Annotated in this window: 23 protein-coding genes; 6 read left to right on the forward strand and 17 right to left on the reverse strand. The window is 73.4% G+C overall.

What is annotated here, in order from left to right; translation table 11 throughout:
* Nucleotides 1-5 precede the first annotated feature (5 nt).
* Nucleotides 6-671, reverse strand: coding sequence for an HAD family hydrolase (locus EKG83_RS34380; RefSeq protein WP_033434993.1), 666 nt, complete (start codon nucleotides 669-671; stop codon nucleotides 6-8).
* A gap of 116 nt (nucleotides 672-787) precedes the next feature.
* Between EKG83_RS34380 and EKG83_RS34385 the strand changes: the two genes are divergently transcribed.
* Both EKG83_RS34385 and EKG83_RS34390 read left to right on the forward strand, forming a co-directional pair.
* A complete protein-coding gene (locus EKG83_RS34385) occupies nucleotides 788-1,684 on the forward strand; it encodes a PAC2 family protein (RefSeq protein ID WP_033434992.1) in 897 nt (298 codons plus the stop codon).
* A 61-nt stretch (nucleotides 1,685-1,745) separates the two neighbouring features.
* Entirely contained in the window at nucleotides 1,746-2,942 is a 1,197-nt protein-coding gene (locus EKG83_RS34390) for a GAF domain-containing sensor histidine kinase (RefSeq protein WP_033434991.1), read from the forward strand.
* Between the two features lie 6 nt (nucleotides 2,943-2,948).
* Here EKG83_RS34390 and EKG83_RS34395 read toward each other — a convergent pair whose 3' ends face one another.
* The 6 genes from EKG83_RS34395 to EKG83_RS34415 all read right to left on the reverse strand — a co-directional run bounded on the left by EKG83_RS34395 (nucleotide 2,949) and on the right by EKG83_RS34415 (nucleotide 8,291).
* The gene (locus EKG83_RS34395; protein ID WP_228122323.1) at nucleotides 2,949-3,647 is read right to left on the reverse strand and encodes a response regulator transcription factor; all 699 of its coding nucleotides are present in this window, start codon (nucleotides 3,645-3,647) and stop codon (nucleotides 2,949-2,951) included.
* A 35-nt stretch (nucleotides 3,648-3,682) separates the two neighbouring features.
* Nucleotides 3,683-4,168, reverse strand: a complete 486-nt coding sequence (locus tag EKG83_RS47220; RefSeq protein ID WP_051766862.1) for a signal peptidase I — start codon at nucleotides 4,166-4,168, stop codon at nucleotides 3,683-3,685.
* A gap of 11 nt (nucleotides 4,169-4,179) precedes the next feature.
* A complete protein-coding gene (locus EKG83_RS47225) occupies nucleotides 4,180-4,692 on the reverse strand; it encodes a hypothetical protein (RefSeq protein WP_033434990.1) in 513 nt (170 codons plus the stop codon).
* A gap of 32 nt (nucleotides 4,693-4,724) precedes the next feature.
* Nucleotides 4,725-5,369: a TasA family protein gene (locus tag EKG83_RS34405; protein WP_033434989.1), complete on the reverse strand. Its 645-nt coding sequence runs from the start codon at nucleotides 5,367-5,369 to the stop codon at nucleotides 4,725-4,727.
* Between the two features lie 427 nt (nucleotides 5,370-5,796).
* The gene (locus EKG83_RS34410) at nucleotides 5,797-7,389 is read right to left on the reverse strand and encodes an ABC transporter permease (protein ID WP_033434988.1); all 1,593 of its coding nucleotides are present in this window, start codon (nucleotides 7,387-7,389) and stop codon (nucleotides 5,797-5,799) included.
* Nucleotides 7,386-8,291 (reverse strand): ABC transporter ATP-binding protein, encoded by a 906-nt coding sequence (locus EKG83_RS34415; protein ID WP_033434987.1) that lies wholly within the window; start codon nucleotides 8,289-8,291, stop codon nucleotides 7,386-7,388. Before EKG83_RS34415 ends, EKG83_RS34410 begins: the two co-directional genes overlap by 4 nt.
* 90 nt (nucleotides 8,292-8,381) lie before the next feature.
* Here EKG83_RS34415 and EKG83_RS34420 point away from each other — a divergent pair, with 90 nt between their 5' ends.
* On the forward strand, nucleotides 8,382-8,891 hold the full coding sequence (locus EKG83_RS34420) for a GbsR/MarR family transcriptional regulator (RefSeq protein WP_084717081.1): 510 nt from the start codon (nucleotides 8,382-8,384) through the stop codon (nucleotides 8,889-8,891).
* A gap of 49 nt (nucleotides 8,892-8,940) precedes the next feature.
* Here EKG83_RS34420 and mshC read toward each other — a convergent pair whose 3' ends face one another.
* A complete protein-coding gene (gene mshC / locus EKG83_RS34425) occupies nucleotides 8,941-10,179 on the reverse strand; it encodes a cysteine--1-D-myo-inosityl 2-amino-2-deoxy-alpha-D-glucopyranoside ligase (protein WP_033434985.1) in 1,239 nt (412 codons plus the stop codon).
* A 251-nt stretch (nucleotides 10,180-10,430) separates the two neighbouring features.
* Between mshC and ctaD the strand changes: the two genes are divergently transcribed.
* The gene (gene ctaD / locus EKG83_RS34430; protein WP_153278646.1) at nucleotides 10,431-12,209 is read left to right on the forward strand and encodes an aa3-type cytochrome oxidase subunit I; all 1,779 of its coding nucleotides are present in this window, start codon (nucleotides 10,431-10,433) and stop codon (nucleotides 12,207-12,209) included.
* Between the two features lie 150 nt (nucleotides 12,210-12,359).
* On the opposite strand, the gene EKG83_RS34435 is transcribed toward ctaD, so the two are convergent.
* On the reverse strand, nucleotides 12,360-14,294 hold the full coding sequence (locus EKG83_RS34435) for a vWA domain-containing protein (protein WP_033434984.1): 1,935 nt from the start codon (nucleotides 14,292-14,294) through the stop codon (nucleotides 12,360-12,362).
* A complete protein-coding gene (locus EKG83_RS34440; protein ID WP_033434983.1) occupies nucleotides 14,291-15,676 on the reverse strand; it encodes a sigma 54-interacting transcriptional regulator in 1,386 nt (461 codons plus the stop codon). The genes EKG83_RS34435 and EKG83_RS34440 overlap by 4 nt, the downstream gene beginning before the upstream one ends.
* Before the next feature lie 546 nt (nucleotides 15,677-16,222).
* Here EKG83_RS34440 and EKG83_RS34445 point away from each other — a divergent pair.
* Both EKG83_RS34445 and EKG83_RS34450 read left to right on the forward strand, forming a co-directional pair.
* Complete coding sequence (locus tag EKG83_RS34445) at nucleotides 16,223-17,197, forward strand: hypothetical protein (protein ID WP_033434982.1); 975 nt, start codon at nucleotides 16,223-16,225, stop codon at nucleotides 17,195-17,197.
* A 647-nt stretch (nucleotides 17,198-17,844) separates the two neighbouring features.
* A complete protein-coding gene (locus EKG83_RS34450) occupies nucleotides 17,845-18,171 on the forward strand; it encodes a hypothetical protein (protein WP_153278647.1) in 327 nt (108 codons plus the stop codon).
* Nucleotides 18,172-18,180: 9 nt separating this feature from the next.
* Here EKG83_RS34450 and EKG83_RS34455 read toward each other — a convergent pair whose 3' ends face one another.
* The 7 genes from EKG83_RS34455 to fabG form a co-directional block, all read right to left on the reverse strand.
* Nucleotides 18,181-19,023: an aminoglycoside phosphotransferase family protein gene (locus EKG83_RS34455; protein WP_211269283.1), complete on the reverse strand. Its 843-nt coding sequence runs from the start codon at nucleotides 19,021-19,023 to the stop codon at nucleotides 18,181-18,183.
* A gap of 89 nt (nucleotides 19,024-19,112) precedes the next feature.
* Nucleotides 19,113-20,936, reverse strand: a complete 1,824-nt coding sequence (locus tag EKG83_RS34460) for a glycoside hydrolase family 6 protein (RefSeq protein WP_033434981.1) — start codon at nucleotides 20,934-20,936, stop codon at nucleotides 19,113-19,115.
* A 430-nt stretch (nucleotides 20,937-21,366) separates the two neighbouring features.
* A complete protein-coding gene (locus EKG83_RS34465) occupies nucleotides 21,367-22,164 on the reverse strand; it encodes a hypothetical protein (protein ID WP_033434980.1) in 798 nt (265 codons plus the stop codon).
* A gap of 33 nt (nucleotides 22,165-22,197) precedes the next feature.
* Nucleotides 22,198-22,671, reverse strand: a complete 474-nt coding sequence (locus EKG83_RS34470) for a YcxB family protein (RefSeq protein WP_033434979.1) — start codon at nucleotides 22,669-22,671, stop codon at nucleotides 22,198-22,200.
* The gene (locus EKG83_RS34475) at nucleotides 22,668-23,774 is read right to left on the reverse strand and encodes a ferrochelatase (RefSeq protein ID WP_084717080.1); all 1,107 of its coding nucleotides are present in this window, start codon (nucleotides 23,772-23,774) and stop codon (nucleotides 22,668-22,670) included. Before EKG83_RS34475 ends, EKG83_RS34470 begins: the two co-directional genes overlap by 4 nt.
* An 85-nt stretch (nucleotides 23,775-23,859) precedes the next feature.
* The gene (fabI, locus tag EKG83_RS34480) at nucleotides 23,860-24,627 is read right to left on the reverse strand and encodes an enoyl-ACP reductase FabI (RefSeq protein WP_033434978.1); all 768 of its coding nucleotides are present in this window, start codon (nucleotides 24,625-24,627) and stop codon (nucleotides 23,860-23,862) included.
* 46 nt (nucleotides 24,628-24,673) lie between these two features.
* A complete protein-coding gene (gene fabG, locus EKG83_RS34485) occupies nucleotides 24,674-25,378 on the reverse strand; it encodes a 3-oxoacyl-[acyl-carrier-protein] reductase (protein WP_033434977.1) in 705 nt (234 codons plus the stop codon).
* Between the last annotated feature and the right edge of the window lie 211 nt (nucleotides 25,379-25,589).

Raw genomic sequence — 25,589 nt, forward strand, 5'->3', positions numbered from 1 at the left:
GCCCCTCAGCCGTCCAGCAGCGGGGCGAGCGTCGTCAGGTCGACGCCCACCAGGGAGTCGCGGAACACGCGGCGCTCGCCACCCGGCACCTCCACGTCGCACGGCACCACCAGCACCGTGCAGCCTGCCGCCACGGCGGAGGCCACGCCGGTGGGCGAGTCCTCGACCGCCACGCACCGGGTCGGGTCGACGCCGAGCAGGCGGGCGGCCCTCAGGTACGGCTCGGGCAGCGGCTTGTTCAGCCCGTCCACCTCGTCACCGCAGACGGTCACGTCGAACAGGTCGCGACCGATGGTGTCCAGCGCGACCTCGGTCAGGCCCCGCTCGGTCGAGGTCACCAGCGCCATCGGCACGCCGGACGCCCGCACCGCGCGCAGCGCCTCCCGCGCGCCCGGCCGCCACGGCAGGCCGGCCCGGAAGACCTCCTCGGTGCGCCGCATGATCCACGCCGCGCCGTCCTCCAGCTCCTCCTCGGTGGGCGCGTCGACGCCGACCTCGGCGAACAGCATCGCCATGGTCCGGGGGACGCTGGAGCCGACCATGGCGTGACGGGTCTCCAGCGACAGCTCACCGCCCAGCTTCTCGACGAACTCGAACAGCGGGACGTCCCACAGCTTCTCCGAGTCCAGCAGCGTGCCGTCCATGTCCCACAGCACAGCCTCGACCGTCATCCACACCCTTCCCGCGAAGTCCGCGAACCGGCGCGCCCCGAAGCGTCGGGGTGACACGACCCGGCGTGGGCCAGCCTACGGCGTCGGGCGGGCGCCGGGGGTCGTAGTCTGACCAGGTGACCGATCCGGACCAGGCCGCCCAGACCCCCTTCGACCCCCGCAAACCGCTCACCAACCCGATCATGGTGGCGGCCTTCGAGGGGTGGAACGACGCTGGCGACGCCGCCAGCACGGCGATCGAGCACCTGCAACTCACGTGGGACGCGACGCCGCTGGCCGAGATCGATCCGGACGACTACTACGACTTCCAGGTGACCCGCCCCACAGTCCGCATGGTGGACGGCGTCACCCGGAGGGTGGAATTCCCGACGACCCGGCTCTCGGTGTGCCGACCGCCGGGGTCGGCCACCGACGTGGTGCTCGTGCACGGGATCGAGCCGAACATGCGCTGGCGGAAGTTCGCCGGCGAGCTGCTGCGCCACATCGAGGACCTGGGCGTGACCACGGTGGTCACGCTGGGCGCGCTGCTGATGGACACCCCGCACACCCGGCCGGTCCCGGTGACCGGCACCGCCTACGACGCCGCCGCGGCCACCAAGTACGGGCTGGAGCGGTCCCGGTACGAGGGGCCGACCGGGATCGTGGGCGTGTTCCAGGACCTGTGCGTGCAGGCCGGGGTGCCGGCGATCTCATTCTGGGCGGCCGTGCCGCACTACGTGTCCCAGCCGCCCTCGCCCAAGGCGACGCTCGCGCTGCTCCACCGGGTGGAGGAGGTGCTGGACGTCGAGGTCCCGCTCGGGGCGCTGCCGGAGCAGGCCGAGGAGTGGGAGCGCACGGTCAGCGAGATGGCCGACGAGGACGAGGACGTGCGCAACTACGTGCGGGCGCTGGAGGAGCGCGGGGACGCGGAGATCCAGATCACCGAGGCCAGCGGTGACGCGATCGCGGCCGAGTTCGAGCGCTACCTCCGGCGGCGCGGCCGGGGGCCGGGGCGCGGACCGACAGGCATGTAGAAGTTCACTCGAAAGTGTCATAAGCCGACACGATTGGGCCATTTGGCTCAGACTGGGCCGGGTGACTGACGAAGCCTGGGACGCCGAGGTCAACCGGGTCGCCGCGCTGAAGGCGCTCCGGTTGCTCGACACGCCGAGTGAGGAGCGGTTCGACCGCATCACCCGTCTGGCGAGGGACGTGCTGGACGCGCCGATCGCGCTGGTGTCGCTGGTCGACCTGGAGCGTCAGTGGTTCAAGTCGTGCGTCGGGCTCGCCGACCACCAGACCTCGCGCGGGGTGTCGATCTGCTCGTACGCCATCCGCGGCGACGACCTGTTCGAGGTGCCGGACCTGCTCGCCGACGAGCGGTTCGCGCACTTCCCGATCGTCACCGACGAGGGCGCCCGGTCCTACGCCGGGCAGCCGGTGCGGGCGCCGTCCGGGCACCGGGTCGGCACGCTGTGCGTGATCGACCGGCGGGCCAGGCGGCTGTCCGGGGTGGAGCGGCAGCGGCTGCGCGACCTGGCGGCGTGGGTGGAGCTGGAGTGCGCGGTCGTGCAGTCGGCGCTGGCCGCGCAGGACGCCGAGCAGGCCAAGCGGGACTTCACCGCGCTGGTCGGCCACGAGCTGCGCACCCCGCTGACCTCGGTGCACGGGTCGCTGGAGCTGCTGGCGTCCGGCCGGTTCGGGGACCTGCCCGAGCGGGCGCGGCAGCTGCTGGGGATCGCGGTGGACAACACCGACCGGCTGGTGCGGCTGGCCGACGACGTGCTCGACCTGTCCCGCGTGCGCGACGGCCGGCTGCACCTGCGGCCGACGGCCGTGGAGCTGGCCGACGTGGTGCGGCAGGCGGTGCACGCGGTGGAGGGCGCGGCCGGGCGCCGGGGCGTGCCGGTGGTGGTGGACGCCGAACCCGTGCTGGTGCGCGGTGACGCGGACCGGCTCGTGCAGGTGGTGACGAACCTGCTGGCCAACGCGGTGGCGGTGAGCCCGCCCGGCGAGCCGGTGCGGGTGGCGTGCGGGGCGGCCGGCGAGGTGACCGCGCGGGTGTGCGTGAGCGACCGCGGCGGCGGCGTGCCCGCCGACCAGCTCGACCGGATCTTCGAGCCGTTCGTGCAGCTGCGCCCCGGCGGCGCCGGCCTGGGCCTGGCGATCACCCGCGGCATCGTGGAGGCGCACGGCGGCTCGGTCGGGGTCCGCTCGGTGCCCGGCGGGGGCAGCACCTTCACCGCGACCCTGCCCGTGGCCGGGCCGGAGGTGGACCGGCCGTGGTGGTGACCCGGGTCAGGCGAGGTCGGGGTTGACCCGGTAGCCGACGCCGCGCACGGTCGCGATCACGCCCCGCGCCCCGGCCGCGGCGAGCTTGCGGCGCAGGTTCGACAGGTGCACGTCGACGGCGTGGTCGTCGGCCAGCCAGTCCTCGCCCCAGGCGCGGCGGCGCAGCTGCTCGCGGGTGCGCACCTGGCGCGGGTGCTCGACGATCGCGGCCAGCAGCTCGAACTCGGTCCGCGTGGTGGCCACGCGGTCGCCGTTGACGCGGACCTCGCGGGCGTCGAGGTCGACCTCCAGCGGGCCCACCACCCGCCGGTCGGCGGGTGGCGCGGCCGGGGCGCCGGCGCGCGGCCGCCGCAGCACGGCGTGCACCCGGGCGACCAGCTCGCGCGGCGAGAACGGCTTGGTCAGGTAGTCGTCGGCGCCGCTGGCCAGCCCGACGAGCTTGTCCACCTCGTCGGCGCGGGCGGTCAGCATCAGCACGTAGGCGGTGGAGAACCCGCGCAGCCGGCGGCACACCTCCAGCCCGTCGGGACCGGGGATGTTGAGGTCGAGCACCACCACGTCCGGGTCCCACGCCCGGACCAGCTCCAGCGCCCGGTCGCCGTCCCCGGCGGTCTCGACGTCGAAGTGCGCGTCGCGCAGCGCCAGCTCGACCACCAGCCGGATCTCGGGGGTGTCCTCGACGACGAGGACCTTGGCGGTGCCCACCGGGTCCAGTGTGGTCGCCGCTCCGGCTCCCGGCATCACCGCGCGGGCCGCAGCAGGGCCCGCTTGGCCGCCACCAGCACGGCCAGTCCGATCAGGACGATGAGCGCGACCCGCACCCACGCGTGCTGCCCGAGCAGCGCGGCCCGGCCGACGGCCGGCAGGTCACCCACCGCGACGGGGACGGTGTCGGACACGATCCGCAGCGCCTGCGGGTCCTCGGCGGGGTTCGCGTCGCCCTTGGTGCGCACCACGACCTCGCCCCCGGACGCGTCCCGGGAAATCACCCGGTGGGCGTACCTCTCGCCGGGGGCGTCGGGGCGCGGCAGCACGACCACGTCGCCGACCGCCACGTCCGCGGTCGGGACGGACCTGGTGACCAGGAGGTCGCCCGCCTCGAAGGACGGCGACATGCTCGGCGACAGCACGGGCGCGAACCCCACGTGCAGGACGACGACGAGGACCGCCGCGCCGACCGCGCCCAGCGCGGCGGTGACGAGCAGCAGACCGGACAGCACGCGCACGGCGGGCCCTTTCAGGAGTTGGTGGTGGTCGCGGCGCGGACGTGGGCGCGCGAGGTGGAGGCGGACACCGAGACCGACACCCCGACCCCGGCCGGCAGCGACAGCCGCAGGCCGACCGACGCGCCCGGTGCCACCGGCAGCGCCGCGGTGGCACCGCTGCGCACCGGCACGACCTGGCCCGGGCACGAGCCGTTCTGCCACGGCCCGGTGGTGCACGCGTCCAGGGCGACGCCCGACAGGGCGAACCCGTACCCGCTGATCGAGTAGACCTGGCCGGTCAGGGCGGTCGTGCCGGTGTTGCGGGCGGACAGGTAGACCGCGAAGGGCAGCAGGGCGGTGTAGTCGGCGGTGTACGGCCGGCCGGTCAGCACCGCGCCGTCGGAGCGCACCAGGGTGGCCGACCAGGTGGCCGTGCCCGCCGCGGTCCGGGCGGTGGCGACCGCGCCGGTGGCCGCGTCGGCCACCCCGGTGGCGAGCAGCGCCGAGAGGACGACGCCGCCGAGCGCCGCCGTCGTCGTCCTCATCTCGGCGTCCTCGCGGTGGTGGGTGGTCGGGGTCAGGAGTTGGTGGTGGTGGCGGAGCGCTGGGTCTCGCCGAAGGTGTAGGTGAGGTTCACCGACTGGCCCTGGACGGTGCCCTGGGGCAGCACCCCGTTGACCGTGGTCTCGTTCTGGTCGGGCAGCTGGACCGACACCTGGAGGTTCTGCACGTCGCCCGCCGCCATCGCGCCGGCCGGGAGGGCCACCGCCGAGGCCAGGCCGCTCAGCGGCGTGGCGGCCATCAGCACGGCCTTGGTGCCGCCGCACGCGCCGGTGTCGGGCGCCCACGCGCCGTTCACGCACTCGGTGACGGTCACGCGCAGCGCCTTGCTCGTGGCGCCGTCGGTGATCAGGGCGTTCGCCCCGGTGGCGGCGACCTGGAGGGTGAGCGCCTGGGCGTCGAGCGTGCCGCCGTTGGTCAGCGCGACGTACCGGTTCACGGTGTCGCCGGGGGCGAGGTTGGTGATGCTCTGGCCGAAGCCCGCGCCGTTGTCGGCCAGGGTCAGCTTCAGCGTGCCGTTGGCGACCTGCTCGGGCGCGACGTTCGCGGCCGTCGCGGTGAGCGTCGCCCACACGCCGACCCCCATCGCGACGAGCACGGAGCCGCCGATGGCGGCCAGTGCGGCGGGGCGCCAGGCGGAACGGCGGCGGTTGTGCTGCATTTCGGACTCCTCTTGGTTCGTTGCTGGGACCAAGAGTGGGGTCCGGACCTCAGCGCACCCTCAGCGCTTCCTCAAGCTCACCTCAAGGTTCGCCGGCGCCCCCGCCACCACGCCCGCAGGCCGACGTGGACGGGCAGCGCGCCCTCGTGCACCGGGCACCGGGTAGGGCCGCAGCGGGTCGTCGACGGCGCCGAGCAGGGGCGGTCACCTGGGTCGCGTTGAGCGGGCAGCGCGTCCTGCTGCACGCGCACCGCCGGGGCCGTTCCCGGCCGTCGCCCGCGTCGGCGCACTCGCCGGCCGACCGGGACCGGGTGGTCGAGCAACGCCACCCGCAGCGCTTCCACGTCGGTGCCCCGTCGGTGCCCCGCCAGGGCCCGTGGGAGTTCCACGGGCCCCGACGGCAGACCTGGAAGCCCTCTTTCCGATCTCAGCCGACATCCCGCCGGCGGAACCCGGCGAACCCGACCGCGACCAGGCCCGCGGCGACCAGCGCCAGCCACAGCAGCGGCGCCGCGGTCACCTCCGCGCCCGGCACCTTCGGCACGTGCGTGAACGGCGAGAGGTCCATCGCCCACGGGTCCAGCTCCAGCAGCGGCCCGAGCTGGCCGAGCACCAGGAACGCCACCAGCACCGCCCAGCTCGCCGTCGCCAGCCTCGGCACCAGCCCGAACAGCGCCAGCGCCAGGCCCGCGACCACCCACACGGCCGGCACGTGCGCCAGCGACGCCCCCACCAGCCGGGCGACCTGGCCGCCGACGTCGCCCACGCGCAGCCCGTGCACCAGGCCCGCGCCCAGCCCCGCCGCGGCGAGCACCGCGGCCGAGCCGACGACCGCGAGCAGCACGTGCCCGCCGACCCAGGCGGACCGGCGCACCGCCGTGGCCAGCACCGGTTCGGCGCGCGACGCCGACTCCTCGGCCCGCAGCCGCAGCACCGCCTGCACCGCGAAGCCCGAGCCGAACAGGGCGACGATGCCCAGGATCGAGGCCAGGTAGACGTCCACGATCCCGCCGGACCCGCCCAGCCGGCCGATGACCTGCCGCATCGCCGGGTTGTCCGCCAGCATCTCCTCCACGCCCCGGGCCACCGCCCCGTACACCGCGCCCAGCACGAACAGGCCGAGCGCCCAGCCCAGCAGCACGCCCCGCTGCAACCGCCAGGCCAGGCCGAACGCACTGCTCAGCGACCGGGGCGCGTGCGCCGGGCCCAGCCGCGCGGGCACCAGGCCGCCGCCGGTGTCGCGGCGGGTCACCAGCACCGCCGCGGTCGCCACCAGCAGCGCGGTCACACCCAGCGGCACCGCCAGCACCCACCACCGGTCCCCGGCGAACGGCCTGGTGTGCTCGAACCAGCCCAGCGGCGAGCACCAGGTCAGCCAGGTCGGCCCCCGGTCACCGGCCGCGTCGCCGACCGCCCGCAGCAGGTAGGACAGGCCCAGCACGGCGCCGGCCGCCGAGTTCGCGGCGCGGGCGCTCTCCGGCAGCTGCGCGGCCACCGCGCCGACCCCGGCGAACACCAGGCCGACCGCGGCGAAGCCCGCGCCGAACGCGAACGACCCCGCCGCGCGCTCGCCCAGGCCGACCAGCCCCACCGCGATGAGGCCGCCGACCAGGGCGTTGACCAGCACCGCCGTGACCACGGCCGCCGCCAGCGGCGCGTGCCGCCCGACCACCGCCGAGCCGACCAGCTCCAGCCGGCCGGCCTCCTCCTCGGCGCGCGTGTGCCGGGTGACCAGGAACGCGCTCATCAGGGCCACCAGCAGGGCCCCGAACACGCCCCACCGCCAGGCCAGCACCCCGCCGGCGGTGGACGCGTCGTGCAGGGGCCCGAGCAGTGCCAGGAACGCCGGGTTCACGCCCGCGGTCGCGCCGAGCCGCACCCGCGACTCGGCCGTCCCGTACAGCTCGCCCACGGCGGAGGTGGTGGCCAGCGTGATGCCGACCAGGGCGACCACCCACGCCGCCAGCAGCAGCCGGTCGCGCCGCAGCGCCAGGCGGACCAGCGGGCCGAGGCCGGTCACGACGACACCGCCGCGCCCGGCCGTTCCCGGTCGTAGTGGCGCAGGAACAGCTCCTCCAGCGTGGGCGGGCGGCTGGTCAGCGTGCGCACGCCCGCGCCGACCAGGCAGCGCAGCGCGCCGTCGAGGTGGTCGGCGTCCACCTCGAACCGCACCTGCCGGCCCCGCACCACCAGCCCGTGCACGCCGGGCAGCCCGGCCAGGCCGTCCGGGTCGCCCGCCAGCTCGGCCGACACGCCGGTGCGGGTCAGGTGGCGCAGCTCGGCCAGCGTGCCGGTCTCCACGGTGCGGCCGTCGCGGATGATGCTGACCCGGTCGCACAGCGCCTCGACCTCGGCCAGGACGTGGCTGGACAGCAGCACGGTGCGCTCGCCGCGCAGCTCGTCGACGCACTGCTGGAACACGGCCTCCATCAGCGGGTCCAGGCCCGAGGTCGGCTCGTCGAGGACCAGCAGCTCCACGTCGGAGGCCAGCGCCGCGACCAGCGCCACCTTCTGCCGGTTGCCCTTGGAGTAGGCGCGGCCCTTCTTGCGCGGGTCCAGCTCGAAGCGCTCCATGAGCTCGTCGCGGCGCTTGGCGTTCAGGCCGCCGCGCAGCCGGCCCAGCAGGTCGACGACCTCGCCGCCGGTCAGGTTCGGCCACAGGCTCACGTCGCCGGGCACGTAGGCCAGCCTGCGGTGCAGCGCGCTCGCGTCGCGCCACGGGTCGCCGCCCAGCAGCGACACCTCGCCGGCGTCGGCGCGCAGCAGGCCCAGCAGGACCCTGATGGTGGTCGACTTGCCGGCCCCGTTCGGGCCGAGGAAGCCGTGCACCTCCCCCTGCCGGACGGACAGGTCCAGACCGTCCAGCGCACGCGTCGGGCCGAAGGTCTTGACCAGGCCCGACACGGATATCGCAGATGTCATGGCCAGCAAGCTACAGTCGCTTCACAAACTCGTGAAGTTAAGGAATCGTATAAAATGCCACTCTTCCGGGCGATGGGAGATGATGCCCCGGTGACCCAGGCGGACGACCGTGACGACCAGGCCGTGTTGCGCTTCATCGAGCGCTTCTCCTCGGTGTTCACCGAGTCCGGGATGCCCCGGATGCCGTCCCGGGTGTTCGTCGCCCTGCTGGCCACCGAGACCGGCCGGCTGACCGCCGCCGAGCTGGCGGACCTGCTGCGCGTCTCCCCCGCCGCGATCTCCGGCGCGGTCCGCTACCTGACCCAGGTGCAGCTGGTCAGCCGCGAGCGCGAGACCGGCACCCGGCGCGACGTGTACCGGCTGTTCGACGACGTCTGGTACGAGGCGCTGTTCCGGCGCGAGGAGATGTTCCGCCGCTGGGAGGTGCCGCTCAAGGAGGGCATCGGGGTGCTGGGCGAGGAGTCGGCCGCCGGGCGGCGCATCGCCGAGACCCTGGCGTTCTTCCAGTTCATCCACACCGAGCTGCCCACGCTGCTGGAGCACTGGCGCAGCTACCGGGAGCGGCAGTTCGGCGTGCAGCGGCGCGACGAGGGCGCCTAGCCGTTCCGCCGGCCCGCCCCCGACGCGCCGTCGGGGGCGGGCCGGCGCACTACAGCTCCACGCCCAGCAGCGAGTCCACCGCCGCGCGGAACAGCGTCGGCCCGGTGGCGTCCGACCCGCCCGCGGACAGCGCCTCGTCCGCCCACGCGTCCAGCGCCGCCAGCGCCCTGGGCGTGTCCAGGTCGTCGCCCAGGTGGTCGCGCAGCCGGGCCACGGCCGCGGCGGCGCCCGGCCCCGACGGCAGCGCCGCCGCCCGCCGCCACCGCGCCAGCCGCTCCCGCGCCTGCTCCAGCAGCTCGGCGGTCCACGGCCGGTCCGCGCGGTAGTGGCCCGACAGCAGCGCCAGGCGCACGGCGTTCGGGTCCACCTTCTCCGCGCGCAGCTTCGACACGAACACCAGGTTGCCTCGCGACTTGGACATCTTCTCGCCGTCCAGGCCGATCATGCCCGCGTGCACGTAGTGCCGCGCGAACGGGTGCTGCCCGGTCAGCGCCTCGGCGTGCGCGGCCGAGAACTCGTGGTGCGGGAAGATCAGGTCCGAACCGCCGCCCTGCACGTCGAACGAGGTGCCCAGGCGGTTGAGCGCGATGGCGCTGCACTCGATGTGCCACCCCGGCCGCCCCTGCCCCAGCTCGGAAGGCCACGACGGCTCGCCCTCCCGGGCCGCCCGCCACAGCAGGGCGTCCAGCGGGTGCCGCTTGCCGGGCCGGTCGGGGTCGCCGCCCCGCTCGGCGAAGAAGCGGGCCATCGTGTCGGCGTCGTAGTTCGACTCGTAGCCGAAGCGGCCGGTCGCGCCGTGGTCGAAGTACACGTCCGGGTGCTCGGGGTCGTCCACCCGGTAGGCGGCGCCGGAGGCCAGGAGCTTCCCGATGGCCTCGACGATCTCCGGGATGGACTCGACCGCGCCGACGTACTCGCGCGGCGGCAGGACGCGCAGCGCCTCCATGTCCTCGCGGAACAGCGCGGTCTCCCGCATGGCCAGCACGACCCAGTCGTCCTTGTCGCGCGCGGCCCGCTCCAGCAGCGGGTCGTCGACGTCGGTGACGTTCTGCACGTAGTGCACGTCGTGCCCGTTGTCCAGCCACACCCGGTGGACCAGGTCGAACGCCAGGTAGGTCGCCGCGTGCCCCAGGTGCGTGGCGTCGTACGGGGTGATGCCGCAGACGTACAGCCGGGCGGTGGGGCCCGGGGCGGTCGGGCGCACCTCGCCGGTGGCGGTGTCGAACAGCCGCAGGGGGCGCGGCTCGCCCGCTACCCGCGGGACTGGGGTGGAGGACCAGGTCTGCATGGTTCCGACCCTAACTCGCGCGGGCCGCGGTTCCCGCGCGTCCGAACCCTGGGACGGTGCGGGGGCGGGGGTGGGACGGCGCGGAACGAGGCGGGTGGTGGCGGAGCGTGACGGGGTGGGGGCGGTGGAGGGGCCGGGCGGCAGCGAGCGGCGCCGGCAGCTCCGACAGCACCGGCCCGGCGGTTGCCCACCACCGGGTGACCCGAGGAACATGTGGCCCGGCTCACGTCGTCGGGACGAGGGAGGCGGTCATGACCGCGCTCAAGCCGGAACCCGTGGTCATCCGCCCGGGCGCCGCCCGCCGACGCCCCAAGGGCGCCGTCCTGCTGGGCCTGCTGCGCACCACCGACCCGAAGCAGATCGGCCTGCTCTACCTGTGCACGTCCTTCGGCTTCTTCATGGTCGGCGGCGTGATGGCGCTGCTCATCCGGGCCGAGCTGGCGCGCCCCGGCCTCCAGTTCCTGTCCAACGAGCAGTACAACCAGCTGTTCACCATGCACGGCACGATCATGCTGCTGCTCTACGCCACCCCGATCCTGTTCGGCTTCGCCAACTTCATCCTGCCGCTCCAGATCGGCTCGCCGGACGTGGCGTTCCCGCGCCTGAACGCCTTCTCCTACTGGCTGTTCCTGTTCGGCGGCCTGACCGTGCTGACCGGGTTCGTCACCCCCAACGGCGCGGCGGACTTCGGGTGGACCGCCTACACGCCGCTGTCCAGCGCGATCCACAGCCCCGGCATCGGCGTCGACCTGTGGATCATGGGCCTGGCGGTGTCCGGCCTGGGCACGATCCTCGGCGGCGTCAACATGGTCACCACCGTGGTGTGCCTGCGCGGGCCCGGCATGACGATGTTCCGGATGCCGGTGTTCACCTGGAACATCTTCGTCACCTCGATCCTGATCCTGCTGGCGTTCCCGATCCTGACCGCGGCCCTGATGGGCCTGGCCGCCGACCGGCACCTGGGCGCGCACGTGTACGACCCGGCCAACGGCGGCGTGATCCTGTGGCAGCACCTGTTCTGGTTCTTCGGCCACCCCGAGGTCTACATCGTGGCCCTGCCGTTCTTCGGCATCGTCACCGAGATCTTCCCGGTGTTTTCCCGCAAGCCGCTGTTCGGCTACAAGGGACTGGTCTTCGCCACGTTCGCCATCGCGGCCCTGTCCGTCGCGGTCTGGGCGCACCACATGTTCGCCACCGGCGCGGTGCTGCTGCCGTTCTTCTCGCTGATGACGTTCCTGATCGCGGTGCCCACCGGCATCAAGTTCTTCAACTGGATCGGCACGATGTGGCGGGGGCAGCTGACGTTCGAGACGCCGATGCTGTTCGCCGTCGGCTTCCTGGTGACCTTCCTGCTCGGCGGCCTGACCGGCATCATCCTGGCCTCGCCGCCGCTGGACTTCCACGTCACCGACACCTACTTCGTGGTGGCCCACTTCCACTACGTCCTGTTCGGCACCATCGTGTTCGCCACCTACGCCGGCATCTACTTCTGGTTCCCCAAGATGACCGGCCGGATGCTCGACGAACCGCTGGGCAAGCTCCACTTCTGGACCACGTTCCTCGGCTTCCACGGCACGTTCCTGATCCAGCACTGGCTGGGCAACATCGGATTCCCCCGCCGCTACGCCGACTACCTGGCCGGCGACGGCTTCACCCTGATGAACACCATCTCCACGATCGGGGCGTTCCTGCTGGGCGCGTCGGTGCTGCCGTTCGTGTGGAACGTCTTCCGCAGCTACCGCTTCGGCGACCCGGCCGGCGCGGACGACCCGTGGGGCTACGGCAACTCGCTCGAATGGGCCACCTCCTGCCCGCCACCCCGGCACAACTTCACCGAGCTGCCCCGCATCCGCTCCGAGCGACCCGCGTTCGAGCTGCACTACCCGCACATGGTCGAGCGCATGCGCACCGAGGCGCACTTCTCGCTGCTGACCGGGTCGCCCGGCCGCCACCGCGCCGCATCGGACCCGGCCACGGACAAGGCCCTGGCACCCACCGACCGCGAGGTCGACCACGACGGGGACGGCTGAGGCCGGCGGGGTGTCCGCATCAGGTCGCGGTCGCGCCGGCCCCGTTCCCGGAGCCCCGGCGCCGGCTCACCACCGACGACCACGCCGTGGTGCGGCCGGCCCTCGCCTGACCGCACCCGCGCCACCCGGGCAACCGCGCACCCGCCGGCCTCACCGCCGCCGGCGGGACCTCAGGTAGTCGCTCACCACCGCCGCGCCCAGGCCGTCCTCGTCCGGGGCCACCACCCGGCCGCCGGAGCGGCGGGCCAGGGTGTCGACGAACCTGGTCAGCCGCGGGTCGTCGCCGAGGCGGAACACGGTGATGGAGGCGCCCAGCCGGGCCAGGTTGTCGACCTCCACCAGCGTCTTGCCGACGGTGCGCTCCAGCGGCGGGTAGTGGAACTCCGCCTCGCCGGTCGGCTCCAGGTGCGCGGTCGGCTCGCCGTCGGTGACCACCAGCACCACCGGCTGCGCGTCGGGGTGCCGTCGCACGTGCCTGCCCGCCAGCAGCAGCGCGTGGTGCAGGTTCGTGCCCTGCTCCCACACGCCCTCCAGGGCGGTCAGCTGCCCGATGTCGACAGTCTCGGCGTGCCTGCCGAACGTGATCAGCTCCAGCGCGTCGGTCCGGAACCGGGTGCGCACCAGGTGGTGCAGGGCCAGCGCGGTGCGCTTCATCGGCACCCACCGGCCGTCCTGCACCATCGACCACGAGGTGTCCACGCACAGCGCGACCGCCGCGCGCGAGCGCTGCTCGGTCTCGCTGACCTCGACGTCCACCACGTCCAGCCGCACCGGCCCGCCTGCCGAGCGCAGCACCGCGTTGGTGACCGTGCGCGGCACGTGCCAGGGCTCGGTGTCGCCGAACCGCCAGGGCCTGGTGGAGCCGATCAGCTCACCGGCCGCGCCCGCCGACGTGCTGTCCCGCTGCCCCTGCGCCCGCACGCCGTCGATCACGCCGCGCAGCGCGGTCTCCCCGAGCCGCCGCAACGCCTTGGGCGTGAGCCGCAGGGAGCCGTCGGGGGCGCGTTCGAGCAGGTTCTGCGACCGCAGCTCCCGCTCCAGCTCGGCCAGCCGCCGGGCGTCCACGCCCGCCTCCGCGCCGAGCTGGCGGACCAGCGCCTCCAGGTCGATGTCCTCCAGCCGGGCACCCGGGTAGGACTGGGACAGCTGCTCGGCCAGCGCGTCCATCTCGGCCAGGTCGGCCATGGCCTGCGCGCCCTCGCCCAGGCCCATCGGGTTGTTGCCGCGGAACCGCGCCGACCCGGTCCAGTCCTCGCCGGGCCGCAGGTTCTGCAGCAGCGAGTCCAGCTGCGAGAGCTGGGAGCCCACGCCGGAGTTGCCGAACGCCTGCTGCGACAGCGCGGACAGCTCCTGGCGCTGCTGCTCGCTCATCGAGTTCATCATCCGCTGGGCGGCGGCGGACCGGGCGGCCAGCGCGTCGATCAGCTCCTCGACGGTGCGGGGGTTCTCCGGGAAGAACTCGCCGTGCTTGCGCATGAACTCGTCGAACCGCTCGCCCGTGTCCTGCCCCTGGGCGTGCGCGGCGAGCAGCGCGTTGAGGTCGGCGAGCATGTCCTGGATGCGCTGGACGTCCTCGGGCCGCACGCTCTCCATGGCCTGCTTCATGCCCTGGAACCGCTGGTCCATCAGCTCCCGGCCGAGCAGGTTCTGGATCTGCTCGTAGGACTCGCGGGCCTGCGGCGAGCGCCAGTCGTACTCGGCGAGGTCGCGCACGGCCGCCGCGGTGGACTGGGGCAGCGCGTCGAGCTGCGCCTCGCGGAACCGCGCGTCGTCGTCCGGGTCGGGGAACAGCGCCGCCCGCTCGGCGTCCAGCGCCTGCTTGAGCAGGCGCTGGACCTCCTGGAGCGTGCCGTCCAACCGGTTGCGGCGGGTCAGCGCGGCGCGCTGCCGCCACAGCCGGGCGGTCAGGTCGTCCAGGCCGCGGGTGCCCGGCAGGCCGCGGCGCAGCAGCTCGCGCAGCGCCGACTCGGGCGAGGCGCCCTCCATGACCTCCCGGCCCAGCTCGTCCATTGCCGCGCGCAGGTCCGCCGGCGGGGCCAGCGGGTCCGGCCCGTCGACGTACCGGCCGTACCGGTAGGTGCTCATCCGTACACCGTTCGGTCGTCGTCGCTGTCCTTGGCCAGCTGCCGGGTCAGGTAGAGCGACTCCAGCGCCAGCTCCACGCCGGACGCGATGCGCCCGGCCGGGTCCTTCGGGCCCGCGCCCACCCGCTGCGCCACCTCGTGCAGCACGGGCAGCTCGGGCAGCGCGGCCAGCAGGTCGCCCGCCGGCACGCGCTCGCCGGTGGCCACCGGGTGGTCGTCGGCGACCAGCTCGGCCAGCGGCCGCAGGTTCAGGCCCGCGAACGTCGACCGCGCCGTGTCCGCGACGGCCCGCCGCAGCAGGTGGGTCAGCACCTCCTGCTCGCGGCCCTCCTCGCCCGCCTCGAACTCCAGCTTGCCGCGCAGCACGGCGGGCACGGAGTCCAGGTCGACCGGCCGGGCCACCGGCGGCTGCTCGCCGGTCAGGGCGCTGCGCCGCAGGGCGCTGGCGGCGACCGTCTCGGCCGCGGCGACCGCGAACCGGGCCGACACGCCCGAGCGCTGGTCGATCGACGACGACTCGCGCAGGTGCCGCACGAACCGGGCGATCACCTCCAGCAGGTGGTCGCCGACCTCGGCGACCAGGTCGGCCTCCTGGCGCACCAGGTCGACCTCGGCGGCCACCTCCAGCGGGTAGTGGGTGCGGATCTCCGCGCCGAAGCGGTCCTTGAGCGGGGTGATGATCCGGCCGCGGTTGGTGTAGTCCTCGGGGTTGGCGGTGGCCACCAGCAGCACGTCCAGCGGGAGCCGCAGCGTGTAGCCGCGGATCTGGATGTCGCGCTCCTCCATCACGTTGAGCAGCGCCACCTGGATGCGCTCGGCCAGGTCGGGCAGCTCGTTGACGGCGATGACGCCGCGGTGCGAGCGGGGCAGCAGGCCGTAGTGGATGGTCTCGGGGTCGCCGAGGCTGCGGCCCTGGGCGACCTTGACCGGGTCGACGTCGCCCACCAGGTCGCCGACGCTGGTGTCGGGCGTGGCCAGCTTCTCGGCGAACCGCTCGTCGCGGTGCTTCCAGGTCACGGGCAGGTCGTCGCCCAGCTCGGCGGCGCGCCGCTTGGACTCGGGGGTGATGGGGGCCAGCGGGTGCTCGTTCAGCTCGGCGCCCGCGATGACCGGGGTCCACTCGTCGAGCAGGCCGACGATGGTGCGCAGCAGCCGGGTCTTGCCCTGGCCGCGCTCGCCGAGCAGCACGACGTCGTGGCCCGCGAGGAGGGCGCGTTCCAGCTGGGGCAGGACGGTGCGGTCGAACCCCACGATGCCGGGCCACGGGTCGCGGCCCTCGCGCAGGGCGGCCAGCAGGTTGTCCCGGATCTCGGCCTTCACCCCGCGCGGCAGGTGCCCTGCCGCGCGGAGTTCGCCGGCGGTGGTGGGAAGCACAGAGGTCACCCCACGAAGTTACGCACCTCTCGGCGATCGGTCGACATGGAGCAACTCCACCCTTCGGGCCGGTTAACGGGCGGGTAACGAAGGTTCTGCTCTCGACGAACAACGGTGCTCAGACGGGATGCGCGGCGTAGGGCGGGTGGGTTTTGCCGGTGCCTTGCGGGAGGACGAGAACAGGGGACCCCGGGCGGGCGGGCTTCCGGCGACGTCGTTCGGCCTGGGCGGAAGCCGGCTGCGGGACGGGCACGGCGCCCTGGTCGATCAGGTCATCCGTCGACCCCGGTCCTGCTGCTCGCGGCGGCGACCGTGGTGGCGGGGGCGCGGTCGTTCACCGCGATCGGGGACGGGCCGCCCTGGGCCCGCGACGTCACCTGCGGCGAGGACGCCTCCCGGACACGCACCGGCGCGACCGCTGGACGGTGCCTCCGCACCGCACACGACCGGCCGAACAGCGCCCCGCACGGCACGCGACCGACCCGGAATTGTCGGACCCCTCGCCTACCCTCGCAAGCGACGGCCCCCGAAGGCCGATCGAAGTGCGAGGTTGCCATGACGGCGCATGCCCTCTACCTGCCGGAGGACCGCGAACTGGACCTGTCGAGCCTGTCCGCGGCCGACCACCTGCTGATCAGCTCGCTGGTCGGCCGGATCGGCCCGGGCGACCGGGTGCTGGTCTGCCTGGAGCCCGACGACGCCGAGCAGGACGAGATGTACGTCGAGGAGCGGTTCGGCAGGTACTACGCGGTCCACTTCGAGGGCGGGCAGCACGTGGTCGCCCTGGAGAGCGACGAGCACAAGCTGCAGAAGGAGTACTGGCACCGCGCCGCCGAGGACGCGGGCTTCCGGTCGGACACCGGCCTGGGCACGGGCACCGGCACCGTCCTGGACGTGGCCATCCACGGCCCGACCAGGACCGGCGTCGAGCTGCGGCGCGCCGACGTCACCGCGCGGGCCGCGGCGCTGAGCACCACCGGCGCGCACCGCGCGGGCTGGCTGCCGCTGTGGTTCTCCGACTCCGACCGGACGCCCAAGTGGTTCCACCGCATCCCCTCGGTCGGCTGCAACCGCATCTCCTGGGACGACCTGCCGCCCCGCCGCTCCGCCACCGCCACCGGCCTGCGCCTGGTGCACGCGGCCAAGTGCACCGCGGAGAACTTCCCCCGGTGCTTCGACCGCCGCCGGCGACCCTGCGGCGACTACCACCCGCTGCTGCGGCCGTGGCGGGGCGTGACCGTGGACGACGTGGCGGAGATGGTCCCCGCCGGCGAGGCCGTGCCGCTCCAGACGCCCGAGCGCTGGGTCTACGTCGTGCCCCGGCTGGGGTTGGCGCACTACCAGCAGTTGACCGAGGGGCTGGGCGCCTACCAGCCGGAGAAGGTCGCCCCGGTGGAGCGCCGGGACCCGCCGCGGGCCCGGGCGGGGGCCTGGCCGACCTGCCGGCGGTGCGGGCGGCAGATGTTCCTGGTGCGGGAGGGACGCGAGCTGTGCGAGAACTGCAAGCCGATGATGCGGGACCCGGTGTAGGCCACGGCTCAGCCGGCAGATCACAGGAGCGGAGCCTTTCGTCGGGTATGGGAAACCGGGTGGAGCGGAACGCCGGATCTGTCGGTCACTGCTCCTACCACCGGAAGCGACCTGGTCGGCCAACCGAAGTGCGAGGCTGCCATGACGACACGTGTGCGATACCAGCCAGATGACCGGGAATTGGACCTGGCAAGTTTATCGGCATCGGACTACCTGTTGATCAGCTCGCCGCACGGGCGGATCCGCCGAGGGTCACATAGAATTCGACACGGGTTCGGGGACGGTCCTGGACGTAGCCGTGCACGGCTCGACGCGGACCGGTATCGAGGTGCAGCGCTCCCACATCACCGTTCGGGCCGCCACACGACGTACCACCAAGTCACATCTCGCGGGACGGCTGCCGCTGTGGTTCTCCGACTCCGACCAGCCGCCCAAGTGGTTCCACCGCATCCCCTCGGTCGGCTGCAACCGCATCTCCTGGGACGATCCACCGCCCCGCCGCTCGGCCACCGCCACCGGCCTGCGCAGGGTCCATGCGACCAAGTGCACGGTACACACCTTCCCTTAAGCGCTTCGGCCGAAAACGTCGCCCATGCGGTAAATACCACCCCAAATTGGAACCCTGGCACGGTATCACCGTCGACGACGTGGCCGAATTGGTGCCTTCCGGGGCGGCCGCACCACTCCTGCACCTGAAGCAGCAGGTCTTCATCGTCCCGCAGCGGGAGCTTGTCCGTTATCAGGAAATCACCGGTGGACCGGGAGCCTACTTACCCGTCGGGACGTCTTCTCACCGCAACCCACCCCCCGCCTCGACGGCTTGCCATTACCCGTCACACACCTCGGCAACACCGTTGCCTGCGAAGTCCGGAAACTGGCCGAAGTGCAGGAAATGTCCTGCGGACATCTATTTGATCCGGGAGGGGCGCGAGCTGTGCGAGAACCGCAAGCCGATGATGCGGGACCCGGTGTAGCCCCGCAGGTCAGCGGGCCAGGGCGAGCAGTTCGGTCAGCACCGGCTCGTCGTCCGGGTACGACATCGCGTTGACCGGCGCCAGCACCCGGCACCACTCCGCCAACCGCTCCGGGTCCAGCCCGCACGCCGCGGCCAGCCGGGGGGCGCGCCGCGCCACGCCCTCGCGCCCGGCGGCGTCCAGCGCGAAGTCCACCACGTCGAAGCACGGGTCGCCCACGCACGGCCTCGGGTCGATCGCCACCAGCCCCGCCGGGCCGGTCAGCACGTTGCCCGGGTGCAGGTCGCCGTGCAGCAGCACGCGCGGCTGGTCGTCCAGCAGCGCGTGGCAGCGGGTTCGCGCCTCCTCCCACATCCCGGGGGTCACGGGTGTGCCCGGGGTCACGCGGCGGCCGATGCGGGTGAAGAACTCCTCGCAGCGGTCGCGCAGGTCGCGCAGGCCCGGCCGCGGCCGGAGCGCGTGCAGGGGGCCGACCAGGTCCGCCCACTCCCCCGGTGCCGGGGCGACGGGCAGGTCGGCCACCTCGGTGCCGGGCAGCACCGCGGTCATCAGCAGCGCGCCGGGCGCCTCGGCGAGCACCGCGGGCACCTTCCCGGAGGGCCCGAACAGGCGGAGCACCGCCGTCTGCTCGGCCAGGAACGGCTCGTCGGGGCTCAGCTTGAGCACCACCGGGACACCCGCGCGGACCGCCGGGACCACCACCGACGACGCGCCCTGCGGCAGCGACCCGCCGGGCACCAGCCCCCACTCGCGGGCGAGGTCGGCCACCCGGTCGGGCACGCGCGCGGCCCAGTCGGCGACCTCCGGTCCGAAGCGGAGCGACAGGCGACCGCTGATCCCTTCCACGTCCACGCCGCGACGCTATGCGCCGCGTCAACCGGAAAACGCCCGCGGGCGGTGTCCGGAGAGGACACCGCCCGCGGGGTCGTTCGACTACCCGTTCAGCTCAGCGGGGGGTACGCGTTCTGCATGAGCTGCTGGAACTGGGCCGAGAACCAGTGGCCCGACAGCGGCGCGTCCGCGAGGGCACCCGAGGGGTTGTTGCCGTTGCGCACGTTGCCACCGTAGGTCGGGTCGCACATGCGGTCGAAGCCCTTGCCCTCGTCGTTCGGGATCTCCTTGCTCGCACCGTCGGACTCACCCGGCGGCTTCACCCAGACGTAGGCGTCGATGTACGGCTTCGGCGCGGCCTTCGGGCGCTCGCCGAGACCGGCACCGGCCTGGTTGCACCAGTTGCCCTTCTGGTAGCGGCGGTCGATGCGCGACTGGTTGACGTAGTCGTCGGCGTTCGTCGCGGTCGACTTGCCGGTGGGCCGGTTGGCACCGCCCCAGCCGTTGCGCGAGGTGTCGATCAGCATGCCGATGCTGCTGTCGAAGCCCTGCTTGACCAGCTCGGCCCGCAGGCCGGTGGCGAAGCCCAGCTCACCGTTGAAGTCGTTCCAGTCGACCCACTTCGCCTGCTCCTTGACCGGGCGGCCACCGACGACGTCGTCGACCGTCCAGTACGGCTCCTCCAGCGCGGAGTAGTTCGCGGTGTTGGTGATGAAGCCCGCGACCTTGTCCTTGGTGGCGCCGTTCTTGCCCAGGATCGCGGCGATCTGCTTCGCCGAGGCGTAGAAGTTGTCGTACTCGGGCACCGTGTCGCCCCACCCGATCCAGCCGTGGTGGCCGGCGTCGAGGTAGTTGTAGACGTTGGAGATGGCGCCGAGCTGGCCAACGGCGTAGGAGATGCCCTCCTGGTAGTTGCCGTTGCTCTTCATCACGTCGCAGTTCGCGGTGGCCGTGTTCCGCGGCGAGACGTTGGTGACCAGGTTCGGCAGCGAGTCGATCTCGATGATCGGGACGATGCGCAGCTTCGAGTACTCCGGCCGCGAGACGATGCTCACGATCTTGTCGATGTACTCGGTCTTGTAGCGGCCGATCTCCGTCGGGCCGAGCTCGCCGTTGGACGCCAGCGCGGCGCAGTCGCGGCCGGGCAGGTTGTAGACGACGAACTGGAAGACCAGGTTGCCGTCCGACCGGGCGGCGCGCTGCTTCTCCGCCTCGTTGAGGTGGTCGGCGAGGCCCCAGGAGCCGGTGGTCGGCGAGCCGTTGCCCGCGATCGCGCTGATCCGGTCCAGCCACACGGCCGTGGGCTGGTTCGCGACCCGCGAGCCACCGGGCTCGGCGGCGGCGCGAGCCGACCACTGCGGGTTGACGTACACGCCGGCGCCCACGTACGGGTTGTCCACGCGCTGACCCGGGTTTCCACCGCCAGTGGTGGTGGTCGTGGTCGTCGTCGTGGTGCTCGTCGTCGTGGTGGTGGTCGTGGTCGTCGTGGTGGTGTCGACCGAACCCGTGCACACCGTCCCGTTCAGGCGGAACGTGGTGGGCGCGGGGTTCGAGCCGGTCCACGACCCGTTGAAGCCCGGGATCACGGTCTGGCCCGTGCCGAGGCCGGGGCTCCACGACGCGTTGCGGACCGTCACGCGGGCACCCGACTGCGAGAACTGGCCGTTCCAGCCGGACTGCACCCGCTGCCCCGCGGCGAAGTCCCACTCCAGGGTCCAGCCGTTGGTGATCGCGTCACCGAGGTTGGTGACCGTGACGTTGGCGCCGAATCCGCCGGGCCACTGGTTCGTGATCGAGTACGCGACCCGGCAGCCGGGTGCGGCGTTGGCGGTGGCGGTGCTCGCCACCACCCCGGCCGCGGACAGCGCCGCCACCGAGGTTACCGCCAACGCCCCCGCCACCTTGCGGGAGCGCACGAACGTACGCAGACTCATGCATCGCCTCCTTGCGAGCAACTCGCCATCTGGGAGCGCTCCCAGTGGAATCGACAACACCGGGGATTCGACGCGAGACCGGTGAGTTGTGACTGGGAGCGCTCCCAGACGAACGGTAACGCATGACACGTCGTGTTGACGAGGGGTTGACCTGGAGATAATCCGGCCCTATACCCGTGCGCGTAGCGAGACCCGAGGCCCTGACCAGCGCTTATTCCGGGTCGATTGGACCCGGAAGTTCCTTGCGCAAACATTGCGGAACCGATTCTGAACGCGAACGGACGCCCCCGTTGCCGTCCGTTCAGGTGAATACGTTCGTTGTTCCGCGAACACGCGACCCGATATGCCCCGACTTGCCGGGGACCCGGTGCGTCGAACTACTTCGTCGAATTACGAAAGATCTTGTCGAACATTCGACGGCGCCCACCGACTAATGGCGCTCGGCACCCTGGTCCGAAAGCACCCGCACGGCTTCGTCCACGGCCGCGAGCCGCGCCCGGCGCACCGCCTCGCCCAGCGGTCTGAGCGCCTCGTCGCGGGCCCTCGTCGCGGACGCCGACACCGCGCCGCCCGGCGCGTCGGAGGCGGCGACCGCCAGGATCGCGGCGACCTCGGCGGCCCGCTGGAGCACCCGCAGCGCGCGCGGCGGCGTCCCCGGCGGCCAGGCCAGCTTCTGGTGCTCGGCGGCCAGCGCGGCGATCTCGGCGCGCACGTTGGGCCGGTGCCGGGCCACGTCCAGGGTCACCAGCGCGGCCGCGGCCTCGCGCATCGCCGCGCCCAGGCCGTGCTCGGCCTCGCCGATGGGCACGTGCTCGAACCCGGAGGCCGACGGCAGGTCGAACACCGTCCACCGCAGCACGCCGTCGGCCACCAGGCGGGGCACCAGGCCCACGCCGACCTCGGGCAGCACCGCGGCCTGGCCGACCCGCAGCGCGCACTTGCCCAGCGGGCCCTGGCCGCCCAGCCCGCGCAGGTCGCCGGGCACGGGCAGCACCAGCCGCGCGGTGGTGGCTGCGGCGCGCCGCAGCGACGCGAGCAGCAGCGCGGGACCCACCGGGACCTCGTCGGGGCCCGGCAGGTCGAGGGCGGTGGCGGTGCCGTCGTCGTCGGCGACCACCTCGTGCGCGTCCGCCCAGGCACCCAGGGCGTCGAGCACGTCGTCCGCCGCGGCCGCTCCGTGCAGCCAGGCGGACGTCCAGACGACCAGCGTCGCACTCGCAGTAGACACGCTGTCCGAGGGTACGCGGACAACGGCCCGGGATCAGGCCGCCGGCCCCACGTGTTCCACCAGCAGGGACCGGAATTTCGCCACCGCGTCGGCGTCGGCGAACGCCCGGTGCGGCACCGCGTACAGCGCGGCGCCGGCGGTCCGCAGCACGAAGCCCCGCGACGTCTCCGCCCAGCCGGGCAGGTCCGCCCAGTCGACCTCGCTGCGCGCGGCCTCGCCGACCGACATGCGCAGGGAGTGGTCGTCCGCGGTGCCGCTGACCGTCCTGGCGGCCAGCGGGTGGTTGTGGAAGTTCACCGCGGTGCCCACCGGCACCAGCGCGATGATGACCGCGGCCAGCACGAGCGCGAACACGCCCGCCCAGGTCATGCCCAGCAGCAGCACCACGACGCCGAGCCCGCCGAGCACCGCGGCGAACCACGGCGCCCAGCGGTAGAGCGGCACGGCGATCTTCAACGCGTCGCTCCAGTCCCCCGGCCGCGGCGACCAGCTGAAGTCGACGCTCACGGTGCCGTCCGGTCCGAACCGGCCCGCGCCGAGCCCGCCTGCTCCGAACCCGCCCGGTCTCCACCCGGCTGCCCCGAACCCGCCTGCCCCGGCCGCGGCCTGCGGGCCGGTTCGCAGCACCGCGGCGCGCACAGCTCGCCGTTGGCCGTGCAGCCGGCCGCCGGGAACGCCGACAGCTTGCGCACCGGCGCGCCCGCCAGGTGCTCGTCGACCAGCTCGGCCACCAGCCGCGCGAACCGCGGGTCGTCGTTCGGGGTGCCCGCGCGGGCGAAGCCCATGCCCAGCTCGGCCGCCCGGTCGCGGGCCTCGGTGTCGAGGTCCCAGACGACCTCCAGGTGGTCGCTGACGAACCCGATCGGGCACACCACGACGTTGGCCACGCCGCGGGCGTGCAACTGGTCGACGTGGTCGACGATGTCGGGCTCCAGCCACGGCACCTCCGGCGGCCCGGAGCGCGACTGCCACACCACGTCGTACTCGTCGACCCCCAGCGCCGAGGCCACCAGCCGGGACGCCTCCCGCACCTGCCGGGAGTAGCGGTGCCCGCCCTCCTCCGGCGGCCCGGCGGCCCGGTCCGCCGACAGCGGCACCGAGTGGGCGGTGAACACCAGCCGGTACCCGTCGAACGCCTCGGCGGCGGAGCGCACGGCGTCCGCGAAGGACTCGATGAACAGCGGGTGGTCGAAGAACTGGCGGATCTTGACCAGCTCGGGCGCGTCCTCGACGGCCGCGCGGGCCCGCAGGATGTCCTCGTCGTACTGGCGGCACGCCGAGTAGCCGCCGTAGGCGCTGGTGGGGAACACCAGGGCGCGCCGGACGCCCGCGGCCTTCATCTCGGCCAGGGTGTCCTCGACCATGGGGTGCCAGTTGCGGTTGCCGAAGTACACCGGCAGGTCCACCAGCGCGCGCACCCGCTCGATCGCCGAGCGGTTGAGCGCGTTGATCGGCGAGACGCCGCCGAAGTGCTGGTAGTGCTTCTCGACCTCGTCCAGCCGCTCGGGGGGGACACCGCGGCCCCGGGTCACGTTCTCCAGGAATGGGCGCACGTCCTCGGGCCCTTCCGGGCCGCCGAAGGACAGCCAGAGCAGCGCGTCGTAACTCACCCGGACATCCTCGCGCCGTGACCACCACCACGCACGACCGGGTCGCGTGATCGAACGCACGCGACCCCGGTCGGGTGGTCGGGCCCTAGAGCCCCAGGAAGTGGACGCCGCCGTCGACGAACACCATCGAGCCGGTGGTGGCGGGGAACCAGTCGGACAGCAGGCCGCACACCGACTTCGCCACCGGCGTGGGGTCGTTGACGTCCCAGCCCAGCGGCGCCTTCTCGCCCCACATGGCCTCCAGGTCGGCGAAGCCCGGGATCGACTTGGCCGCCATGGTGCGCACCGGGCCCGCCGAGACCAGGTTCACCCGGATACCGCGCGGGCCCAGGTCGCGGGCCAGGTAGCGGTTGATCGACTCGAACGCCGCCTTGGCCGCGCCCATCCAGTTGTAGGCGGGCCACGCCTGGCGGGCGTCGAAGTCCAGGCCCACGATCGACGAGCCGGGGCCCAGCAGCGGCAGGGTGGCCTGCGCCAGGGCCTTGTAGGAGTACGCCGAGACGTGCATGGCCGTGGCCACGTCCTCCCACGGCGCGTCCATGAACGGCGCGCCCAGGCACGACGGCGGGGCGTAGCCGATGGCGTGCACGACGCCGTCCAGCCCGTCGACGTGCTCGCGGACCCGGTCGGCCAGCGAGTCCAGGTGCCCCTGGTCCTGCACGTCCAGCTCGATCACCGGCGCGGCCTCGGGCAGGCGCTTGGCGATGCGCTCCACCAGGCTCAGCCGGCCGAAGCCGGTGAGCACGACCTGGGCGCCCTGCTCCTGGGCGGCCCTGGCCACGTGGAAGGCGATCGACGCGTCCGTGATCACCCCGGTGACCAGCAGCCGCTTGCCTTCGAGCAGTCCCGTCACGGGTTCTTCCTCCGAGAGTTGTGCTTGCTGTGCTTGCGGTGGGCCGTCAGTGGCCCATGCCGAGGCCGCCGTCGACGGGCACCACCGCGCCGGTGATGTAGGCCGCGGCGTCGGAGGCCAGGAACGTGACGGCGGCGGCGACCTCGTCGGTCGTGCCGTACCGGCCCGCGGGCACCTGCGCGAGGATCTGCTGCTTGCGGTCCTCGGGCAGGGCGTCGGTCATGTCCGTGGTGATGAACCCGGGCGCGACGACGTTCGCGGTGATGTCGCGGGTGCCCAGCTCGCGGGCGATCGAGCGGGCCACGCCGACCAGGCCGGCCTTGCTGGCCGCGTAGTTGACCTGCCCCGCGCCGCCGGTGAGGCCGACCACGGAGGAGATGAACACGATCCGGCCGTAGCGCTTGCGCAGCATGCCCTTGGACGCGCGCTTGGCCACCCGGAACGCGCCGGTCAGGTTGGCGTCGAGGACGCGGGTGAACTGCTCGTCGGTCATCCGCAGCAGCAGGGTGTCGTCGGTGATGCCGGCGTTGGCGATCAGCACCTCGACGGGTCCGTGCGCGGCCTCGACCTCGGTGAAGGCGGCGTCGACCTCGTCCGGGTCGGTGACGTCGCACTTGACGCCGAGCAGGCCCTCGGGGGCGCCGGAACCGCGGTGGGTCACCGCGACCTTGTCGCCCTGCGCGGCGAACGCCCTGGCGATCGCCAGGCCGATGCCCCGGTTCCCGCCCGTGACCAGTACGGACCTCGACACGCTCGCTCCCATCACCGCCGGCTGATGCGCCGCGAGGCTATCTGCTACCCGGGAGTTCGCCACCATCGGCCGGGGTTGGATCACAATTCGGGTCGTGACCGGGTTCGCCGGACGGCCGTGGGCGGGGCCCGCGGCGCCCCCGACGAGTCGCGTGACGGGGGTGCCGGCCGCGTCTCGCCGGGATGCCGGGGAAGCGGGGAGGTCCGGCGCC

It is taken from the genome of Saccharothrix syringae (genome assembly GCF_009498035.1).
GTDB classification, from domain to species: Bacteria; Actinomycetota; Actinomycetes; order Mycobacteriales; family Pseudonocardiaceae; genus Actinosynnema; species Actinosynnema syringae.

What these genes read in the sequence shown, in the direction of transcription:
- EKG83_RS34460 (WP_033434981.1), bottom strand. Translation starts at nt 20,936, where the DNA reads ATGAGTCTGCGTACGTTCGTGCGCTCCCGCAAGGTGGCGGGGGCGTTG.
- mshC (WP_033434985.1), bottom strand. Translation starts at nt 10,179, where the DNA reads ATGCAGACCTGGTCCTCCACCCCAGTCCCGCGGGTAGCGGGCGAGCCG.
- EKG83_RS47225 (WP_033434990.1), bottom strand. Translation starts at nt 4,692, where the DNA reads ATGAGGACGACGACGGCGGCGCTCGGCGGCGTCGTCCTCTCGGCGCTG.
- EKG83_RS34435 (WP_033434984.1), bottom strand. Translation starts at nt 14,294, where the DNA reads ATGAGCACCTACCGGTACGGCCGGTACGTCGACGGGCCGGACCCGCTG.
- EKG83_RS34405 (WP_033434989.1), bottom strand. Translation starts at nt 5,369, where the DNA reads ATGCAGCACAACCGCCGCCGTTCCGCCTGGCGCCCCGCCGCACTGGCC.
- EKG83_RS34415 (WP_033434987.1), bottom strand. Translation starts at nt 8,291, where the DNA reads ATGACATCTGCGATATCCGTGTCGGGCCTGGTCAAGACCTTCGGCCCG.
- EKG83_RS34445 (WP_033434982.1), top strand. Translation starts at nt 16,223, where the DNA reads ATGACGGCGCATGCCCTCTACCTGCCGGAGGACCGCGAACTGGACCTG.
- EKG83_RS34380 (WP_033434993.1), bottom strand. Translation starts at nt 671, where the DNA reads ATGACGGTCGAGGCTGTGCTGTGGGACATGGACGGCACGCTGCTGGAC.
- ctaD (WP_153278646.1), top strand. Translation starts at nt 10,431, where the DNA reads ATGACCGCGCTCAAGCCGGAACCCGTGGTCATCCGCCCGGGCGCCGCC.